This window comes from Luteimicrobium subarcticum, assembly GCF_002798015.1.
Classification (GTDB): domain Bacteria; phylum Actinomycetota; class Actinomycetes; order Actinomycetales; family Cellulomonadaceae; genus Luteimicrobium; species Luteimicrobium subarcticum.
Genome location: NZ_PGTZ01000010.1, coordinates 275103 through 293218, shown reverse-complemented (window position 1 = coordinate 293218; position 18116 = coordinate 275103). Strand labels below are relative to the sequence as shown.

General features: G+C 72.9%; 18 protein-coding genes and 1 pseudogene. 8 read left to right on the top strand and 11 right to left on the bottom strand.

Translation table 11 applies throughout. The features are described 5' to 3' along the window. The 3 genes from CLV34_RS13435 to CLV34_RS13425 form a co-directional block, all read left to right on the top strand. On the top strand, positions 1-700 hold a 700-nt coding region (locus CLV34_RS13435), incomplete at its 5' end, for a Hint domain-containing protein (RefSeq protein WP_211289456.1). 12 nt (positions 701-712) lie between these two features. Further along, entirely contained in the window at positions 713-1111 is a 399-nt protein-coding gene (locus CLV34_RS13430; protein ID WP_100350802.1) for a hypothetical protein, read from the top strand. Positions 1112-1142: 31 nt separating this feature from the next. Next, positions 1143-1661 carry a hypothetical protein gene (locus CLV34_RS13425; RefSeq protein ID WP_100350801.1) on the top strand — a complete coding sequence of 173 codons (519 nt, stop codon included), beginning with the start codon at positions 1143-1145 and terminating at the stop codon, positions 1659-1661. A gap of 105 nt (positions 1662-1766) precedes the next feature. Here CLV34_RS13425 and CLV34_RS13420 read toward each other — a convergent pair whose 3' ends face one another. Then, complete coding sequence (locus CLV34_RS13420) at positions 1767-3170, bottom strand: PTS transporter subunit EIIC (protein ID WP_100350800.1); 1404 nt, start codon at positions 3168-3170, stop codon at positions 1767-1769. A 205-nt stretch (positions 3171-3375) separates the two neighbouring features. Here CLV34_RS13420 and CLV34_RS13415 point away from each other — a divergent pair, with 205 nt between their 5' ends. From CLV34_RS13415 to CLV34_RS13400, 4 genes and pseudogenes are all read left to right on the top strand, one after another. Further along, positions 3376-4128 carry a GntR family transcriptional regulator gene (locus tag CLV34_RS13415; RefSeq protein WP_245859220.1) on the top strand — a complete coding sequence of 251 codons (753 nt, stop codon included), beginning with the start codon at positions 3376-3378 and terminating at the stop codon, positions 4126-4128. A gap of 37 nt (positions 4129-4165) precedes the next feature. After that, the gene (locus CLV34_RS13410; RefSeq protein WP_100350798.1) at positions 4166-4411 is read left to right on the top strand and encodes a PTS sugar transporter subunit IIB; all 246 of its coding nucleotides are present in this window, start codon (positions 4166-4168) and stop codon (positions 4409-4411) included. 65 nt (positions 4412-4476) lie between these two features. Next, a pseudogene (locus CLV34_RS13405) lies at positions 4477-4716 on the top strand (PTS sugar transporter subunit IIB); the annotation flags it as partial. Further along, entirely contained in the window at positions 4713-5171 is a 459-nt protein-coding gene (locus CLV34_RS13400) for a PTS sugar transporter subunit IIA (protein WP_100350796.1), read from the top strand. The pseudogene CLV34_RS13405 and the gene CLV34_RS13400, both read left to right, overlap by 4 nt. 96 nt (positions 5172-5267) lie before the next feature. Here the strand turns inward: CLV34_RS13400 and CLV34_RS13395 are convergent, their stop codons facing one another. The 5 genes from CLV34_RS13395 to nirB form a co-directional block, all read right to left on the bottom strand. Beyond that, on the bottom strand, positions 5268-5867 hold the full coding sequence (locus tag CLV34_RS13395) for a DivIVA domain-containing protein (protein ID WP_100350795.1): 600 nt from the start codon (positions 5865-5867) through the stop codon (positions 5268-5270). Between the two features lie 92 nt (positions 5868-5959). Next, on the bottom strand, positions 5960-7051 hold the full coding sequence (locus tag CLV34_RS13390; protein ID WP_100350833.1) for a uroporphyrinogen-III synthase: 1092 nt from the start codon (positions 7049-7051) through the stop codon (positions 5960-5962). A 77-nt stretch (positions 7052-7128) separates the two neighbouring features. Next, positions 7129-7938: a uroporphyrinogen-III C-methyltransferase gene (gene cobA, locus CLV34_RS13385; RefSeq protein ID WP_100350794.1), complete on the bottom strand. Its 810-nt coding sequence runs from the start codon at positions 7936-7938 to the stop codon at positions 7129-7131. Next, positions 7935-8399: a nitrite reductase (NAD(P)H) small subunit gene (locus tag CLV34_RS13380; protein WP_100350793.1), complete on the bottom strand. Its 465-nt coding sequence runs from the start codon at positions 8397-8399 to the stop codon at positions 7935-7937. The genes cobA and CLV34_RS13380 overlap by 4 nt, the downstream gene beginning before the upstream one ends. Further along, entirely contained in the window at positions 8396-11020 is a 2625-nt protein-coding gene (gene nirB, locus CLV34_RS13375) for a nitrite reductase large subunit NirB (protein WP_100350792.1), read from the bottom strand. Before nirB ends, CLV34_RS13380 begins: the two co-directional genes overlap by 4 nt. A gap of 216 nt (positions 11021-11236) precedes the next feature. Here nirB and CLV34_RS13370 point away from each other — a divergent pair, with 216 nt between their 5' ends. Continuing rightward, positions 11237-11761 (top strand): SMI1/KNR4 family protein, encoded by a 525-nt coding sequence (locus CLV34_RS13370; RefSeq protein ID WP_100350791.1) that lies wholly within the window; start codon positions 11237-11239, stop codon positions 11759-11761. A gap of 53 nt (positions 11762-11814) precedes the next feature. Here CLV34_RS13370 and CLV34_RS13365 read toward each other — a convergent pair whose 3' ends face one another. The 5 genes from CLV34_RS13365 to CLV34_RS13345 all read right to left on the bottom strand — a co-directional run bounded on the left by CLV34_RS13365 (position 11815) and on the right by CLV34_RS13345 (position 17970). Beyond that, on the bottom strand, positions 11815-12237 hold the full coding sequence (locus CLV34_RS13365; protein ID WP_100350790.1) for a hypothetical protein: 423 nt from the start codon (positions 12235-12237) through the stop codon (positions 11815-11817). Next, the gene (locus tag CLV34_RS13360) at positions 12234-13394 is read right to left on the bottom strand and encodes a hypothetical protein (RefSeq protein WP_100350789.1); all 1161 of its coding nucleotides are present in this window, start codon (positions 13392-13394) and stop codon (positions 12234-12236) included. Before CLV34_RS13360 ends, CLV34_RS13365 begins: the two co-directional genes overlap by 4 nt. Next, on the bottom strand, positions 13391-14683 hold the full coding sequence (locus CLV34_RS13355) for an SPFH domain-containing protein (protein WP_100350788.1): 1293 nt from the start codon (positions 14681-14683) through the stop codon (positions 13391-13393). Before CLV34_RS13355 ends, CLV34_RS13360 begins: the two co-directional genes overlap by 4 nt. Before the next feature lie 84 nt (positions 14684-14767). Continuing rightward, a complete protein-coding gene (locus tag CLV34_RS13350) occupies positions 14768-16540 on the bottom strand; it encodes a pyruvate dehydrogenase (RefSeq protein ID WP_100350787.1) in 1773 nt (590 codons plus the stop codon). 122 nt (positions 16541-16662) lie between these two features. Further along, positions 16663-17970 carry an MFS transporter gene (locus CLV34_RS13345; protein ID WP_245859219.1) on the bottom strand — a complete coding sequence of 436 codons (1308 nt, stop codon included), beginning with the start codon at positions 17968-17970 and terminating at the stop codon, positions 16663-16665. Between the last annotated feature and the right edge of the window lie 146 nt (positions 17971-18116).

The following is an 18116-nucleotide window of genomic DNA, read 5'->3' as shown; positions in this document are numbered from 1 at the left end:
CATCAACGGTCAACGGGTCACCACGACCGACGAGCACCCCTTCATGGTCGCCGGCCTCGGCTGGATCGCGGCACGCGACCTCCGCGCGGGCGACCTGCTCGTCACCGCCGCGGACCCCACGACGCCCACGGCGACCGTTCGTCTCGACGCCGTCGACATCGAACGAGCCGACCGCGCCGGTGCAGGCGAGACCGACAGCGACGTGACGGTCTACAACGTCCACGTCCACGCCCACCACAGCTACTACGTCCTCGCCGGCGACACCGCCGTCCTCGTCCACAACATGGGGACCCACGGGGCCCGCGGCCTGGGCGAGATCAGACCGACCCCGATGCACTACGCGAAGCCCGGGACCAAGGCGTCTCGTGCGTACGAGTACCAGCGTGCGCACACGGGGATGTTCGAGTTCAAGGTGACAGGAGGTGGCGAGTCGGTATGGGCTGACGGGATCGACGGGACGACGCTCGTCGACGCGAAGTACATCGAGACCCCGTCGAGCAGTCCCTACACCGGCACCGCGCCCGATTTCGTCAACGCCAGCACGATCGACGAGATGCGTCGGTATGGGGCGGTCATCGCCGACGACGCCACCTCGTTCGAGTCGCTGCGGATCGTCACCAACCATCCCGCAGGGGTCGAGTACTTCCGCGGGATGCTGGACGACCTGGGCATTCCCGCGACCGTGGTCCTCTCGCCCTGACCAGGAGGCATTGTGGCTGAGATCCTCATCTTTCTCGATGACCGTGAAGCGTGGTCGGCGCCCCGCGACGAGCTGGCTCGGAGCTTTCTCGCGGCCGTCGCGCCGGACGGCCCTGCTCCGACGCCTGCGCCGGTGTCAGGGGCCTCCGACCTGCGCGACGTCGGCTGGACGTACCCGGGTGCCGTCGGCGAGGTCGAGGTCTGGCTCGCTCGTGGGGGCTGGGGCGTGAGCGTCGACGGCAGCACCCGCGAAGCGCTCCGCGTCGCGCTGTGGTTCCGCGGTCTGGTGCCGGACGACGTGGCCGTCCGGCTGACCGACGACGGGTACTCGTTCGACCGGGAGCTCGCGCCCGGCGAGGTGCTCGACGACCTCGAGCGCTGGTACGAGGACGAGGTCGGCGAGCTCTTCTGAGGGCCTCTGCGGTCCCGTAGGGTTCGGCGGTATGAGTCGCTCCGACGCCGGGTCCGAGACCCTCACGCTCTGGTGCTTCGACGCGCGGCACGGCGCCGCCGACGCCCTCCAGACGATCGCGAAGAACACACCGTCCGGTGGGGGCGTGCTCGTCGAGCACGTCCGCCTCACGCGCGACGAGCAGGCCGACGCCCCCGGCTGGACCTACACGGCCGACGGCGGCGCCCGCACCGAGGCGGCCGACCGCAAGGGGGTCTCGCGCTGGAGCCACGCGCTCGGTACCGCCCTGGGCAACGGCTTCGAGGTCGGGCGGTCGATCAGCTTGTCCGACGCGTGCATCCGGTCCGGTGTCCCCGAGGAGGTCGAGACAGCCGCGACGAAGCACCTCGGACCGGACACGTCCGGGCTGCTCCTGCGCTCCACGGCGTCGCTGCCGTCGCACGAGCTGCGCGGACTGGTGGCGCAGGTCGTCGTCCGGGTGCGGCCGGGCAAGGTTCACCTGGACCGGGGCTTCGCGTACCTGAGGTCGCAGTCCCGGACGTCCAGCTGACACCTGGCCCACGAGAACGTGACGATGGCCCGTCCAGCGTGCTGGGCGGGCCATCGTCACGTTGTCGGTCGGAGCGTCACCCTGCCGGGCAGGGCGACGACCGGGTCACGCCTTCGGAGGGTTCTCCGCCGGGGGCGCGTCGGTCGGGGGCGCCGCCGCGTGCCGGATGTTGTCCGGTCGGTCGACCACCGCGTCCACCGCGTCGCGCGTGGCCGGGTCGGCCGACGCCGCACCGGTCTCGGCGGGCTGGTCGACGAGGACCGAGTCGCGACCCGTCTCGTCGTCCTCCTCGCGGCCGGGCGTCTTCATCTTGAACTTGGTGATCGCCCACCGGAAGATCACGTAGTAGATCACCGCGTAGCCGAGGCCGATCGGGATGAGCAGCAGCGGCTTGGTCGCGATGTTGAAGTTCAGCAGGTAGTCGATGCCACCGGCCGAGAAGCCGAACCCGTCCTTGATGCCCAAGGCGTTGACGAGTGCGAGCGACGTGCCGGTGAGGACTGCGTGGATGGCGTACAGCGGGTACGCGACGTACACGAACGAGAACTCGAGCGGCTCGGTCACACCGGTGACGAACGAGACGAGAGCGGCGGAGCCCATGATGCCGGCGACGACGGCGCGGTTCTGCGGCTTCGCGGTGTGGATGATCGCGAGCGCGGCGGCCGGCAGCGCGAACATCATGATCGGGAAGAAGCCGGTCATGAAGGCGCCCGCGGTCGGGTCGCCGTGCAGGAAGCGGGCGATGTCACCGTGGTACACGACACCGTCGGAGCCGGTGTACGAGCCGAGCTGGAACCACGGGAACGCGTTGAGCAGGTGGTGCAGGCCGATCGGGACGAGCAGGCGGTTCGCGGTGCCGTAGACGAAGCCGCCGAGGACCTCGTTGTGGGTGGTCCACTCGCCGAAGTTCGTCAGGCCGGTGTTGAACGGCTTGTAGATGAACGACATGAGGACGCTCGCGACGATCGCGGCAAGGGCCGTGACGATCGGGACGAAGCGGCGGCCGCCGAAGAAGGCGAGCGCCTGCGGCAGCTTGATCCGGTAGTACTTCTGCCACAGGAGGGCCGCGATGATACCGATGATGATGCCGCCGAAGACGCCCCAGTCGATGAGGGCCTGGGGGTCCGTGCCCTTCGGCTTGCCGAGGATGTGCGGCGACATCGCGTCGCCGACGCCCTTGAAGACGAAGTAGCCGATGACGGCGGCGAGCGCCGTCGAACCGTCGGACTTGCGGGCGTAGCCGACGGCGACACCGACGGCGAAGAGCATGGCCAGGTTGGCGAACAGCGCGTTACCGGCTGCGGCCATGACCTCGGCGACGGGGTTGAGCCAGCTGAGGTGCTTGCCGAGGCCGTCTGCGCCGAGCATGTCGGGCTGGCCGAGGCGCAGCAGGAGGGCGGCGGCGGGCAGCGACGCGATCGGCAGCATCAGCGCGCGGCCGATGCGCTGCAGCTGCGCGAAGCCCGGGATCCCCTTCTTCTCGGGGGTGGCTACGGTGGCGGTGGTCATGGCGGGGAGCTCCTCGTCGTGTGCGTGCTTCGTTGCAGGCGTGCCGGCCCAGGCGGGCGGCACGGATCGGTCCCGTCTTCAGGTCGTCCGTCCGGTCCTGGCGTCCGCTACCGTCGTCGACGGTGACGGCTAGGATGTCTGGACCAGTTGGGCCTAGAGTGGTCTAGACATCGCGAGTTGTCAAGGATTCGTGAAGGAGGCAAGGGTGGCTCCCGGCTACAAGCACGTCCGAGTACGCGACTACCTGCGCGCGCTCGTCGCGCAGGAGCTCGCCGTCGGCGAGGCGGTCCCCTCCGAGCGCGAGCTCTGCGACCGCTTCGGCGTGTCCCGCATGACCGTCCGGCAGGCCATCGACGCGCTCGTCCACGAAGGGCTGCTCGTCCGGGAGCAGGGCCGCGGCACCTTCGTCGCCCCCGCCCGCATCGACATGGAGCTCCGGCTCGTCAACTTCGGCGACGACATGCGTCGCCGCGGGCTCGTTCCTGGCGGGGCCGTCGTGCACGCCGAGACCGTCGAGGCCACCTGGGACGTCGCCGAGGCCCTCGAGCTGTCCGCCGGCGACGCCGTCCACCACGTCCAGCGCGTCCGCACCGCCGACGGCCACCCCATGGCCGTCGAGGAGACCTGGATCCCCGTCGGGCTGCTGCCCCACATGCTCGACCAGGGCCCCGAGCACGCCCCCGACTCGATCTACGCCGCGCTGCGCGAGGCGGGCCACGACCCCGACTGGGGTGAGGACACCGTCGGCGCCTCCGAGGCGTCCAAGACCGAGGCCGACCTGCTCGACCTCGGCGCCGCGCGCACGGTCCTGCGCATCACCCGTCGCACGTTCGCCGAGCAGGTCGCCGTGGCCTTCTCACGGTCGTGCTACCGCGCCGACCGGTACACACTGTGGGTACCTCTCAGCGCACCCAGCCCCGTCGTCACGCCCCGCGCCTCGGCCGGGGCGACCGTCTGAGCCGGCCCCGAGCCGGACGCACCCAGGAGGTGAAGCGTTGCCGCCGAACCCGCCCGACCAGGCACAGCGCATCCTCGACGCGCTCGGAGGCGTCGACAACATCGTCGAGATCGAGCCGTGCACCACGCGGCTGCGGTCCGAGGTGAAGGACGCGAAGATCGTCGACCAGACCGCCCTGCGCGCCGCCGGCGCCCACGGCGTCGTCGTGTCGGGGCGCGTCGTCCAGGTGGTGATCGGCCCCTCGGTCGACACCCTGGCGTCCGACCTCGCCGACCTGATGTAGACCCTGCGACCCAGCACACCCCAACCACAGCTCGCCACCGGCTCGACGGGGGCACCACGAAGGAGAAGGACATGAGCAGCAAGGCAGAGCAGATCCTGGCCGGCCTCGGCGGGGACGACAACATCATCGACCTCGAGCCGTGCATCACCCGCCTGCGCGTCGAGGTCACCAACCCGTCGCTCGTCAACGAGGCAGGCCTCAAGGCCGCCGGGGCGATCGCCGTCGTCCAGTCCGGCAAGGTCGTCCAGGTCATCGTCGGGCCCGAGGCCGACACCCTGGCGTCCGACATCGAGGACCTGCGTTGACCACGACGGTCGTCTCGCCCCTGTCCGGGACGGTCCGCGAGCTCGCCGACGTCGACGACCCGGTGTTCAGCGCCGCTCTCGTCGGCCCGGGCGTCGCGCTCGACCCGGGTGACGTCGAGAAGGCCGTCGCCGTCGCCCCCGTCGCCGGCACGATCGCGAAGCTGCACCCGCACGCGTTCGTCGTGACGACCCCCGAGGGCAAGGGCGTGCTCGTCCACCTCGGCATCGACACGGTCCAGCTCCAGGGCGAGGGCTTCACGCTCCACGCCGCCGAGGGCGACGACGTCCAGGTGGGCCAGGAGCTCGTCACGTGGAGCCCGCGCGACATCGTCGCCGGGGGCCGCTCCGCGATCTGCCCCGTGGTCGTCCTCGACCAGAAGCCGGACGCGCTGACCCGCGTCGCGCAGGCCGGCGAGGTCGTCGCGGGGGGCGAGGACCTCTACACGGTCGAGTGACCTCTCGGGTTCCCGCCGGATGAGCGTCCGGGAGACGACCCCGCACACGAAGGCCCGCCGGTCCGTACGGACCGGCGGGCCTTTGTCGTACCCCGGTCAGACGACGGTGCGCAGCACGACCCCGTCGGCGCCGGCGTCGACCGCGACCACGCGCAGGGTCGCGCCCTCGGGCGTGCGGACCGTCAGGACGTCCGACCCGCGGGCACGCACCGTCGCGATCTGGAGCTGCGACGTCAGCACGCGCAGGCCGAGCGTCGCGCCGTCGGGAACTGGCGCGCCGCCGACCTCCTGCAGGCGCGCCTCCGCGGCGGGGGACAGCCGGTCCGCGGGCGCCGGGGACATGCCCGGGACGGTCGGCGCCCCACCGGTCGGGGTCGCCGCGGCGACCGCGGGGACGGCACCCGTCGTGCGCGTCGCGGCGCGCTTCTCGTACTCGTCGAGCGCCTCGGCGATCCGGGCGAGCAGGGCGTCGACGTCCTCGGCGACGTAGCTCTCGCGGAGCTTTCCGACCTCGAACGTCCTGCCCCGGACGTCCTCCGCCGACAGCAGGTCCGTCGTGTAGGGGGTGCGGCCCTCGTGCACCGCCAGCGTGCGCGTGACCTGGTCGAGGTAGTCGTCGACCGCCTCGATGTCGTAGCCGCCGCGGAACCGCGTCGTGCGGAACGTCGTGCTCAGCACGTCCTCGGCCGAGATCATGGATCCTCCTCGTCGCTCTCGTTCGGGGGCTAGCGTCGCACGTCGGAGCCGTTTCCGTCGCACTCCTGCCTCCCGACCGCCGTGCGGACAGGTCAGGAGGGCTCGAGGTCGAGGCGGTACCCGCGCTTCACGACGGTCCGCACGAGCGCCCGGCTCCCGGCCGCGTCCCGCAGGCGCGCCACGGCGACCTCCGCGGCGTGCGGGTCGCGGGACTCGCCGGGCAGGACGTCGAGGACGGCGTCGCGCGGCACCACCGCGCCGCGGGCCGACGCGAGGACGCGCAGCACCTCGAGGCCGGCGGGTGTCAGCGGCAGCACGCGCCCGTCGAGCACGGCGGCCCTGCGGTGCACCTGGAGTGGTCCCGCGACGGTCGCGAGCGTCTGGAGGCCGCCGTAGTGGGTGACGAGCGCGCGCACGAGCGCGCCGAGCCGTCCCCGCTCGGGAACGAGCGGCGCGATGCCCGCGTCGAGCAGCGGACGCGCCGTCGTCGGACCGACCGCGGCGAGCACGACGGACCCGTCCGCGGCGTGCGCGGCCACGGCCGCCAGGTGCCCGGTGCGCCGGGCGACGTCGATCCACGCCGCCGCACCCGGGGCCGACGTGAACGTCACCGCGTCGATCTCGCCCGCCGCGACGGCCCGCACCGAGTCCTCGACCGCGGCCGGGTCGGCCGGCGGCCCCCACCGGTACACGACGAGCGGCTCGACCCGGGCGCCGGCCGCCGTGAGCGCCTCGTCGAGACCGTCCGAGCCCGCGCCGTGGTGCTGGACCGCGATCCGCAGCCCCTGGACCCCCTCGTCGAGCAGCGTCTCCGCGATCTCGGCGGACGTCTCCGACTCCGCGACCCAGTCCGCGGTGAGGCCCGCCGCCTGGATCGCGCCGCGCGCCTTCGGCCCGCGCGCCACGATCCGCGCCCGCCCGAGCGTCCGGACGAGGTCCTCCGCGATCCCTACGGCGTCGGCCGCCTCGACCCACGCGCGGAACCCGATGCCCGTCGTCACGACGAGCACGTCGGGCGGTGCGTCGAGGAGCCGGCGCGTGCCCGCGAGCAGCAGCTCGTCGTCCTGGTGGGGGACCATGCTCAGCGCGGCGGCGTACCGGATCGTCGCGCCGCGCCGCGACAGGGCGGCGCCGAGCTCGGACGACCGCCGGTCCGCCGTGACGAGGACCGTGCAGCCGGCCATGACCGGCTCGATCGCCGGGGACGGGCCGGTCGTGTCGGGTTCCACGCGCCCATTGTCCCCGCGGGCGGCCGTAGCCGTCACCGGCCGGCCGGGGCGAGCAGCTCGGGGCGCAGCGCCACCGGGCCGAGCAGGTCGGCCGCGGCGACCGCCCCGACGACGACGACCGCCGGCGACCGCACTCCTGCGGCGGCGGCCGCGTCCGGCAGGTCCGCCAGGGAGCACCGCGTGACGCGCTGGGACGGGGTCGTGGCGCGCTCGACGACCGCGCACGGCGTCACCGGGTCCACGCCGCCCGCGAGCGCCCGCGCCGCCAGGTCGGGGAGGGTCGCGACGCCCATGAGCACGACGAGGGTCGTCGACCCGGCGGCGAGCGCGGCCACGGCCTCGGCGGGTACCGCCTCGTGCCCGTGCACGACCTGGACGGACGACGCGACGCCGCGGTGCGTGACGGGGATGCCGGCCGCGGCCGGTGCGGCGAGCGCGCTCGACACCCCCGGGACGACCTCGACGGGCACGCCCGCGGCGCGGCACGCGGCGACCTCCTCGCCGCCGCGTCCGAAGAGGAACGGGTCGCCGCCCTTGAGTCGCACGACGGTCTTGCCCTGCCGGGCGAGGTGCACGATCAGGGCGTCGATGCGGTCCTGCGGGACGGGGTGGCTGCCGGGCGTCTTGCCGACGTCGATCACCTCGACCTCGGGGGGCAGGTCGTCGAGCACGGAGCGCGGGCCGAGGCGGTCGGTCACCACGACGTCGGCCGTCGTGAGGGCGCGCCACGCGCGCAGCGTCAGGAGGTCCGGGTCGCCGGGGCCGCCGCCGACGAGCACGACGCGGCCGACGCGCGCGGGCGCGGTGCTGCGCCCGGTGCCCTCGGCGCGTGCGGCGGTCATCGGGCGTCCCCGGGGAGGCCGACCTGCACCAGACCGCCGGCGTCGTCCTGCCCGTCGTGCACGACGCGCACGGGATAGGTGCGCAGGTCGCCGGAGCCGCCGAGCGGGGCCTTGCCCGCGGTGTCGAGGCACGTGCCCGTCTCGAGCGAGAACACCTGCTTGTGCAGGGGGGACGAGAGCGTCGGGACGGGACGGCCGTCGACGGTGCGCCACCCGACGATCCCGCGCGAGAGGACGTTCGCGCCCGAGAACGGGTCGTGGTTGTCGACCGCGAGGACGCGTCCGTCGAGCAGCCGGACCAGCGCGACCTGGACGTGCCCGCCGGGGCTGTCGGGGCCGGGCAGCAGGGCCGCCGCGCCGCGCTCGGGCACGAGGTCGTCGAACCGGCAGACGGACACCCACACGACGGACGAGAAGGCGGGCGCCTCGGCCGCGACCTCCGTCACAGGAAGGGTGGTCATCGACGGACCTCCAGGCTCGGACCGGCGACCAGCACCGGCTCAGGGACGGCGTGGTCACGCTCGTCGGGGGACGCCGGACGGACCTGACCGCGCTCGGCGACGTACGCGAGGGACGGGTCGGCGGTGTCCGGGGCGTTGACGAACGACGCGAACCGTCTCAGCTTGTCGGGGTCCTCGAGGGTGGCGCGCCACTCGTCCTCGTAGGAGCCGACGTGCAGCGCCATCTGAGCGTCGAGGTCGGCGCCGATGCCGAGGGAGTCCTCGACGACGACCGCGCGGACGCCGTCGAGCCCGCCCTCGACGTCGTCGACCCAGGGCGCGGTCCGCTGGAGGCGGTCCGCCGTGCGGACGTAGTACATGAGGAACCGGTCGACCGTCCGGATCAGGGCGTCGTCGTCGAGGTCCTCGGCGAGGAGACGGGCGTGGCGGGGCGTGAACCCGCCGTTGCCGCCCACGTAGACGTTCCAGCCCTTCTCGGTGGCGATGATCCCGACGTCCTTGGACCGCGCCTCCGCGCACTCGCGGGCACAGCCCGAGACGCCGAGCTTGATCTTGTGCGGGCTGCGCAGGCCGCGGTACCGCAGCTCGAGCCGGACGGCCATGCCGACGGAGTCCTGCACGCCGTACCGGCACCACGTCGACCCGACGCAGGACTTCACCATGCGGACCGACTTGCCGTACGCCTGGCCGGACTCGAACCCGGCGTCGACGAGCCGTCGCCAGATGTCGGGGAGCTGTTCCATGCGGGCTCCGAACATGTCGATGCGCTGCCCGCCCGTGAGCTTCGTGTACAGGCCGTAGTCGCGGGCGATCTCGCCGATGACGATCAGCCCCTCGGGGGTGACCTCGCCGCCGGGCATGCGGGGGACGACCGAGTAGGTGCCGTCCTTCTGCATGTTGGCCATGAGGTGGTCGTTGGTGTCCTGCAGGGTGGCGCGCTCGCCGTCGAGGACGTGCGCGGGGGCGAGCGTCGACAGGATCGACACGACGACGGGCTTGCAGATGTCGCAGCCGCGCGACGCCCCGTCGGTACCGAATCGTCCGAGGACGTCGGTGAACGACGTGAGCCCGGCGACCCGGACCGCGTCGTACAGCTGCGCGCGTGACAGGTCGAAGTGCTCGCACAGGGCGTTGCTGACGGTCACGCCGGCCCGCTCGAGCTCGGTCGTCACGAGCTTCTTGACGAGCGGGAGGCACGAGCCGCAGGTCGTGCCGGCGCGCGTGCACGCCTTGACGGCGGCGACGTCCGTGCACGCGTGCTCGGTGACGGCGGCCCGCACCGTCCCTGCGGACACGTTGTTGCAGGAGCAGACGTTGGCGTCGTCCGGCAGGGCCAGGTTCGCGAGGCCGCCCCCCGCAGCGGGGTCGCCCTCGGGCAGCAGGAACGCGGCCGGGTCGCCCGGCAGCTCCCGGCCCAGCATGGGGCGCAGGGCCGTGTACGCGGACGCGTCGCCGACGAGCACCCCGCCGAGCAGGGTGCGGGCGTCGTCCGCGAGGACCAGCTTCTTGTAGACGCCGCCGACCGGGTCGGCCCACACGACCTCGAGCGAGCCCTCCGTCCGGCCGAACGCGTCGCCGAAGCTCGCGACGTCCACACCCGCGAGCTTGAGCTTGGTCGCCGTGTCAGCGCCCGGGAACGCGGCGCTGCCGCCGAGCAGCCGGTCCACCACGATCTCCGCCATCGCGTAGCCCGGCGCGACGAGGCCGATGCACGCGCCCTGGATGCACGCGACCTCGCCGACGGCCGACACGTGCGGATCGGCGGTGCGGCACGCGTCGTCGACGACGACGCCCCCGCGGGCGGCGACCTCCAGCCCGGCAGCCCGGCCGAGCTCGTCGCGCGGCCGCACGCCCGTCGCGAGGACGACGACGTCGACGTCGAGCCGGCCGCCGTCCGCGAAGTCGAGCCGCCCCGCCGTGCCGCGCCGGTTCGCGCGGATGCGGGACGTCGCCGTGTCGCAGCGCACCGCGAGCCCGAGCCCCTGGATCAGCCGCTGCAGGGCGTGGCCGCCGCCCAGGTCGACCTGGGCCGACATGAGGTGCGAGCCGAACTGGATGATGGTCGGCTGCGCGCCGAGGTGCTGGAGCGCGCCCGCCGCCTCGAGGCCGAGCAGGCCGCCGCCGATCACCGCACCGCGGACCGGGCGGTCCCAGCGGGCGCGCTGCTCCTCGACCCAGCCGCGCAGCGCCGCGACGTCGTCGATCGTCCGGTAGACGAACACGCCCGGCAGGTCGTTCCCGGGGATCGGGGGGACCGCGGCGTTCGAGCCCGTCGCGAGCACGAGGTGGTCGTAGGCGAACGTGCGGCCCGCGGCCGTCGACACGGTGCGCGCCTCCCGGTCGATCCCGACGACGGCCTCGCCGCGCAGCAGCCGGACGCGCGGGTCGGCCCACAGGGCCGCGTCACCGAGCGCGAGGTCCTCGGGGTCGCGACCGGTGAAGTAGCTCGTGAGCGCAACCCGGTCGTAGGGCGCGCGGGGCTCCTCCGCGAGGACCGTGACGTCCCAGGTGCCGTCCGTGTCGCGGTCGCGCAGCGCCTCCACGAGCCGGTGCGCGACCATGCCGCCGCCGACGACGACGAGGTGCTGCGGGGTGTCACGAGCGGGGTCGGAGCCGGGCATGTGTCCTCCTGAGGCCGTGGGCGATCTGCTCCTCGACAGTAGGAAGACGGTGTTTCACGCGGCGGTTCGGGTGCGTTTCCCCGAGGGAACACTTCGCTCACGGGCGCCCCGGTCGCTGTGTGAGCATGTGACAGGGGCCCTGGGCGGCGGGAGTCGGCACCGGCGAGCTCTCCCGAGAACCAGCACGGCTACCGAACCGGAACGGGGGGGGGACGCATGGCGAGCGTGGAAGACCTGATCGCTGCCGCAGGGCTCACAGGGGACTTCGAGCTCGACTGGGAGCGGGCCGAGGCGACCCTGGGGGCCCGGATCCCTGACGACTTCCGCCACCTGCTCGGTGCCGGGGGCGCCGGCGCCTGGTTCGACTACGTCCGGCTCTATCCGCCGGACGAGAACTTCGGAGACCAGAACCTCCTGGACTCGGTCGGGGCGTTCGAGGATCTGAAGATCCTCTGGGAGGGCGAGATCTCGACACCGCCGGACGACCTGGCCCCCGAGAGCCGGCTCATCGCCTGGGCCGATACCGCTGCGGGCGAGACCCTCTTCTGGCGTGTCGATCCGGGGGTGGAGCCCACCGCGTACCCGATCTACGTCGAGAACGCCGACGGTGACGCGTGGGAGCGGTACGACCTGTCGGTGGCCGACTTCCTCGCGGGCATCTCCCGAGGCGAGGTCCGCAGCGCCTTCTTCGCCGAGGCGTACCTCGACGTCTCCAGGACGTTCCGCCCGTACGCACGCTGAACCGAGCCGTGACGTGACCCTGTGGTGCGTCGGCGGCTCAGACAGGCGGCGGCTCAGACCGGCGGTGGGTCTGACGGCGGTTCGTCGGGCGGCGGCTGGTCGGCAGGCGGTCGGCCGCCCCCGACCTCGGCCGCGAGCGGGCCCGGCAGCTGGCTGGCTCGCGGCCAGGTGACGCGCAACGGCACGCGCGCCGTCACGTCGTCGTCGTTGCTGCCGTCCATCGAGGACGAGCGCAAGCCGGTGCGGTGGCCGGTCCGCTCGTCCTGGCCCTGGACGTTCGAGACCGTGGTCGTGGTGGTGTCCTCGAAGCGGAACCGGGCGTTCGCGTTGCGGTAGTACCGCGCGAAGCCCCAGTAGAAGCCGATCCCGACGGCGAGCGCCAGGATGACGACGAACGCCGGGCTCCCGTCCGACGTGGTGTCGGACGACGACGCGAGCACGACGGGGTGCCCGAGCAGCAGGGAGGCGGCGGTCACAGGAGCACCAGAGCCCCGAGGACGAGCACCACGGCCGTGAGGGCGACCGAGAACGCGGCCAGCAGGGGCTTGTTGACGGGGACCGAGCCCATGGTCGCCCCCGTCCGGGCGTTGACGGCGATGTAGTGCAGCACCTCGTCGTGCTCGCCGTGGTTCTCGTAGTAGGAGTACAGCCACACGGGTGCCAGCATCGCGAGGTAGCGCACGCCCTGCACGGTCACCGCGCCGGACTCCCAACGCACCCCGCGGTCGTACGCGGTGAGGGTGCGGCGGAGCTTCGACGTGCCCAGCCCGAACACCATCTGCGCGATCCGGTCGCCCGTGTCGTGGACGTCCATGTCGCGCTTCTCGGACGTGAACCCGCCCAGGTAGTTCGCGTCGTAGCTCACCGCGTTCTTGGTGTCGAAGGGCAGGACGGCGTTGATGACGTTCGAGGTGTCCTGGGCGCGTCCGCCGCCGGCGCGTCGGGCGGACGACTCCGCGGTGAGGTCGTCGACGGTGATGTCGGCCTGCCGCGCGACGTCGTAGACGTCGGCGTCGTAGCGGGTCTCGGTCGAGTTCTCGCCGACGCGCACCGTGTACCGGCGGGTCTCGACCTCACCGCGGCCCTGCGCCACGATCTGCGCGTTGACGTCGACCACGAGGTACGGCATGAACACGCCGACGACGTTCTCCGGCTGGAACTCCTTGCGGAACCTCCGGAGCGCGAAGAACCAGCGCTTGCGGGCGAAGCCGTGGATCGCGGTCACCGCCTGCTCGTGCGTCACGCGGAACGGCAGGACGGCGTCGGGGACCGCGCCGTTGGGGACGCGGGCGTCGAGCGACAGCACGCTGCGGCACCAGTGGCACCGCGCCTGGACGCTCGCGGCCGAGTTGACGACCACCTCGGCCCCGCAGCCCTGGCACCTGAGGGTGATGACGTCGGACGCGTCCCGGTCGATGTCCGACGCCCCGCGCGAGACCGTGGTGCCGCGCAGCGTCGCGATGTCGGTGTCGTAGCCGAGCGCCTGCTCCGCGAACGCCAGCGACCACTCGGCGCGGCAGTACCGGCAGACCAGGAGGCCCTTCTTCTGCGAGTACGCGATGTCGGTCGACCCGCACGTGGGGCACTTGTCGTGGCCGCCGACGTCGTCCGGCGGGTCCGCCGGCCCGGTCACAGCCCGAGCACCTTCGCCTTCGCGGCGTCGAAGTCTGCCTGGGTGATGAGGCCCGCGTCGAGCATCTGCTTGAACTGCGTGAGCTTGGCGACGGGGTCGTCGGCGGTGGGCTCGGCTGCGGGCGCTGCCGGCGCTGCGGGTGAGGGCGCGTTGGGCGTCGGCTGCGCGTCCGCCGCAGCGTCGGGCGTCGCGGCCGCCGGGGCCGCCGGTGCGGGCGCCGGGGGCGGCTGCACCCCGAACGGCCCGGGGGTCGCGCCGGGGTTCTGCTGGACGGCGCCGCCGACGCCGCCCGCCATCCCGGCGCCGAACCCGAACGCCGCGAGCCCGGCCCCGCCGCCGTTCTCGCCGGCGCCCTGCACGCCGCGGGCGACGGACTGCTGCAGGAACGAGTTGCCGCGCTGCCCGGACAGGGCGTCGGCCTTCTTCACGTCGGACAGCAGCGCGCGGGTGTCCGCGTCGTACTCGATCGCCTGGATCGCGACGGAGACGATCTCGAGGCCGCGCTCGGTGCGCCACTGGTACGCGTCCTCGACGGCCTGGCCGAGGGACTGCGCGAAGCCGAGCGCGTCGGACTGGATCCGGGTGATCCGGTTCCCCTTCGACGGGTCGTTCGTGTACAGCGAGAACCCGGGCGAGAGGGCAGACACGACCTCGTTGAACAGCTGCGACGCGGCGTCGTTGTCGACGTCCTGGAGGTCGAAGACCGGGGCTCCGGCGGTGATGTAGAGGGCGGGGACGAAGCGCGAGACGAACAGGACGGGGTCGGTGATCCGCAGCGTGTAGCTGCCGCGCACCAGGGCACCCACCTGCGCGTTGAGGTACGCGTCGTCCCAGTAGATCTCGGACTGGGTGCCGAACCGGTTGTTCGGGATCTCCTTGAGGTTGACGTACAGGGCGATCTGCTGGGCGCCCGGTTGGCCGCCGAACTTGAACCGCTCCCACGACGTCTTGACGAGCGGGCTGATGATCCCGTCGCCCGCGAAGATCGACTGCGAGTTCTGCTCGTCCGTGGTGAACGTGTACCCGCCCGGGTCGGCGACCAGACCGGTGAGGCGCCCCTCGGCGAACGTCAGTAGCCCGTACCCCTCGGGGACGACGATGCGGGAGCCGTTCGTGATGATGTTCGCCGAGCCCTTGGTGTTGGACCCGCGGCCCGCGTTCTGCCCCTGCGCGACGGCGGGGAACAGGGCCGCCGTGGGGGAGAGCCCCTGCGGAGGCGCGAGGAAGTCGAGCCACTGGTCGGCGAGCGTGCCGCCGAGAGCTCCGGTGAACGCCTTGATGAACCCCATCGTCTGCTCCCTGGTCGGATCGGTGCCGCACGGGTCCGTCGATGCTATCGAGACGACTCCGCGGACACCTGCTCGGCGAGGTGCTCAGGGACGCGGGACGTTGCGCAGGTTCGACCGCGCCATCGACACCGCCTCGCCCATGCCCTTGCCGAGGATCTCCTTGCTCATCGCGACGGCGAACCCGCGCACCTGCCCGGCGGTGATCGTCGGCGGGATGGACAGGGCACGCGGGTCGGTGACGACGTCGACGAGCGCCGGCCCGGGCCGGTCGAACGCCCCGCGCAGCGCGCCACGCACGTCCTGGGGCCGCTCGACGCGCACCGCGGGGATGCCCATCGCGGTCGCGATGGCGGCGTAGTCGAAGTGCGGCGACTCGGTCCCGAAGTTGGGCAGCCCGTCGACGAGCATCTCGAGCCGGACCATCGCGAGCGAAGCGTTGTCGAACAGGACGATCTTCACGGGCAGGTCGTACGCCTTGATGGTGAGCAGGTCGCCGAGCAGCATCGACAGCCCACCGTCGCCCGACATGGCGACGACCTGCCGCTCCGGGTCGGCGAGCGCGGCGCCGATGGCGTGCGGCATCGCGTTCGCCATGGACCCGTGCAGGAAGCTCCCGACGACGCGTCGCTTCCCGTTCGGGCTGATGTACCGGGCGGCCCACACGTTGCACATGCCGGTGTCGACGGTGAAGACCGCGTCGTCCGCGGCCTCCTGGTCGAGCAGGTCGGCGACGTACTCGGGGTGCACGGGCGTCATCTTCTCGACGTCCTTCGTGTACGCGCCGACGACCCCGTTGAGCGTCTTGACGTGCTTCTTGCGCAGCCGGTCGAGGAACGACCGGTCCGACTTCTCGCGGACCAGGGGCAGCAGGGCGCGGACCGTCTCGCCGACGTCGCCGACGACGGCGAGGTCGAGGCGGGTGCGCCGGCCGAGGCGCGACGGCTCGTGGTCGACCTGCGCGGTGCGGACGTCCGCGGGCAGGAACTGGTCGTACGGGAAGTCGGTGCCGAGCAGGATCAGCAGGTCGGCGTCGTACATGGCCTCGTGGCACGACCCGTACCCGAGCAGGCCGTCCATGCCGACGTCGAACGGGTTGTCGTACTGGATCCACTCCTTGCCGCGCAGCGAGTGGCCGACCGGGGACGCGATCTTGTCGGCGAGGGCGACCACGTCGTCGTGCGCCCCGCGGACGCCCGCGCCGGCGAAGATCGTCACCTTCTTCGCGCCGTCGATCGCGGCGGCGAGCGCCTCGAGCGACTCCGTCGACGGGATGACGCGCGGGCGGCCCACGGGCGTCGAGATGCCGGGCACGACGGGCGGGGCGTCCTCGTCGGCGACGTCGCCGGGGATCGTCAGGACGGCGACGCCGGGGCCGCCGAGCGCGTGCTGGATCGCGGAGTTGATGACGCGGGGCGCCTGCGCGGCGCTCGAGATCATCTCGGAGTACACCGAGCACTCGGTGAAGAGGCGGTCCGGGTGGGTCTCCTGGAAGAACTGGGTGCCGATCTGCGCCGACGGGATGTGGCTCGCGATCGCGAGCACGGGCACGCGCGACCGGTTCGCGTCGTACAGGCCGTTGATGAGGTGCAGGTTGCCCGGCCCGCAGGAGCCCGCGCACACCGCGAGCGTGCCCGTGACCTCGGCCTCGCCCGCCGCCGCGAACGCCGCGACCTCCTCGTGCCGCACGTGCACCCACTCGATCGCGTCGGACCGTCGCACCGCGTCGACGACCGGGTTGAGCGAGTCGCCCACGATCCCGTAGATGCGCTTGACGCCCGCCTCGACGAGCTGCGCGACCAGCAGGTCCGCGACGGTCTTGTTGCGCTTGTCCTGGGGTGCCTTGCGTCCGAGGGCCATGGGGCGTCCTCCCTGTGCGGGGTCGAGAGCGGAGCGGATGGGTTCCGTTCATCGTCCGTCGGAGGGCCGCGGGCCGCAGGGCGAGCGGCGTCCGCGAGGGTGTGACGTCCCTCGCAGCGGTCTCAGGCCGCCGCGCGCGTGGTGCGGCGGCGCAGCACGCCGACCGTCGCGAGCGTCACGACGACCGCCAGCACCCCTGCCGCGAGCACCACGTGGTACCCGCCGTGCGCGCCGGCGGCGTCGATGCGCGACCCGGCGATGGCCGACCCGACGGACACGCCGACGCCGAGCGCGGTGCCCGCCCACGCGAGGCCCTCGGTGAGCTGTCCGGGCTCGACGGCCTGCTGGATGAGCGCGTTGCCGTTGACGAGCGTCGGCGCGATGGCGAGCCCGGTGACGAACATGATGACGAGCAGCACCGGGACGCTGTGCGCGAGCTGGAACAGCGACACGCCCACGGCGAGCAGCACCATGCCGATCACGAAGCGCTTCCACAGGGCGGACCGCCAGTGCCGGGCGCCGTACAGCAGCCCGGACGTGAACGACCCGAGCGCGAACACGGCGAGCATCGCTCCCGACGCGGACCGCACGCCGTGCTCGGTCGCGAAGGCGATCGTCGAGACGTCGGTCGCGCCGAACACGCAGCCCAGGGCGACGAACACGACGCACACGACCGCGACGACCGGGTTGAGCAGCGCCGACCGGTGCGGGCCGTCGGTGTGGCGGGGGATCGGTGCGGGTTCCGTCGAACGCTGGCTGAGGAACCACAGGCCGCCCACCACCGCTGCGACGAGCGGCAGGATCAGCCCCGACCACGGCGTGACCGTGGTGGCGAGGAGGGTGACGGTGACCGGGCCGATCACGAAGACGACCTCGTCGAGCACCGACTCGAGCGAGTACGCCGTGTGGAGCCGGCGGGGTTCGTCGACGACGTTCGACCAGCGCGCGCGAACCATCGATCCGTAGGAGCCGGCCGTGGCGCCGGCGATGACCGCGAAGACGTAGAGGAGCGCCTCGGGCGCGTTCGTGACGGCCGTGATCACGAGGCCGGCGAGGCCGAGCGTCGTCGCGGCGAGCATGGGCAGCATGACGCGACGCTGTCCGTACCGGTCGACGAGGCGTGCGAGCTGCGGCGACCCGAGGGCCTGGGCGACCACGAGCGCGGCCGAGACGCGTCCGGCGAGCGCGTACGAGCCGTACATGCCCTGGATCATCAGGACGGTCCCGATGCCGACCATCGACATGGGCAGGCGCGCGACGACGGCGGCGGCGGAGAACCGCAGCGCGCCGGGGACGGCGAGGACCGCCGTGTACGGGTTGCGGCGGCGGGTCGGCGCGGGCGTCTTCGCGACGTTCGGGCGCGGGCTCGGGTTCGGCGAGGGGCTGGTGCTGGGGGTGGTCGACATGTCTCGGGTCAGGGTCTCAGGCACGGTGGTGCGCTCCGGTCGGTCGCGCGGGGCGCGGCACGCCGGTGGGCGTGCGGGCGCGGGTGGCGCGAGCAGAGCCGCCCGTCGTCGTGGCGGGCGGCTCGTAGGGGTGTGGCGATCTAACTCTGGTACGACTGTACCAGATCGGC

What these genes read in the sequence shown, in the direction of transcription:
- CLV34_RS13395 (WP_100350795.1), bottom strand. Translation starts at nt 5,867, where the DNA reads ATGATCTCGGCCGAGGACGTGCTGAGCACGACGTTCCGCACGACGCGG.
- cobA (WP_100350794.1), bottom strand. Translation starts at nt 7,938, where the DNA reads ATGACCGCCGCACGCGCCGAGGGCACCGGGCGCAGCACCGCGCCCGCG.
- CLV34_RS13420 (WP_100350800.1), bottom strand. Translation starts at nt 3,170, where the DNA reads ATGACCACCGCCACCGTAGCCACCCCCGAGAAGAAGGGGATCCCGGGC.
- CLV34_RS13355 (WP_100350788.1), bottom strand. Translation starts at nt 14,683, where the DNA reads ATGGGGTTCATCAAGGCGTTCACCGGAGCTCTCGGCGGCACGCTCGCC.
- CLV34_RS13350 (WP_100350787.1), bottom strand. Translation starts at nt 16,540, where the DNA reads ATGGCCCTCGGACGCAAGGCACCCCAGGACAAGCGCAACAAGACCGTC.
- CLV34_RS13390 (WP_100350833.1), bottom strand. Translation starts at nt 7,051, where the DNA reads ATGGCCGGCTGCACGGTCCTCGTCACGGCGGACCGGCGGTCGTCCGAG.
- CLV34_RS13425 (WP_100350801.1), top strand. Translation starts at nt 1,143, where the DNA reads ATGAGTCGCTCCGACGCCGGGTCCGAGACCCTCACGCTCTGGTGCTTC.
- CLV34_RS13380 (WP_100350793.1), bottom strand. Translation starts at nt 8,399, where the DNA reads ATGACCACCCTTCCTGTGACGGAGGTCGCGGCCGAGGCGCCCGCCTTC.
- nirB (WP_100350792.1), bottom strand. Translation starts at nt 11,020, where the DNA reads ATGCCCGGCTCCGACCCCGCTCGTGACACCCCGCAGCACCTCGTCGTC.
- CLV34_RS13370 (WP_100350791.1), top strand. Translation starts at nt 11,237, where the DNA reads ATGGCGAGCGTGGAAGACCTGATCGCTGCCGCAGGGCTCACAGGGGAC.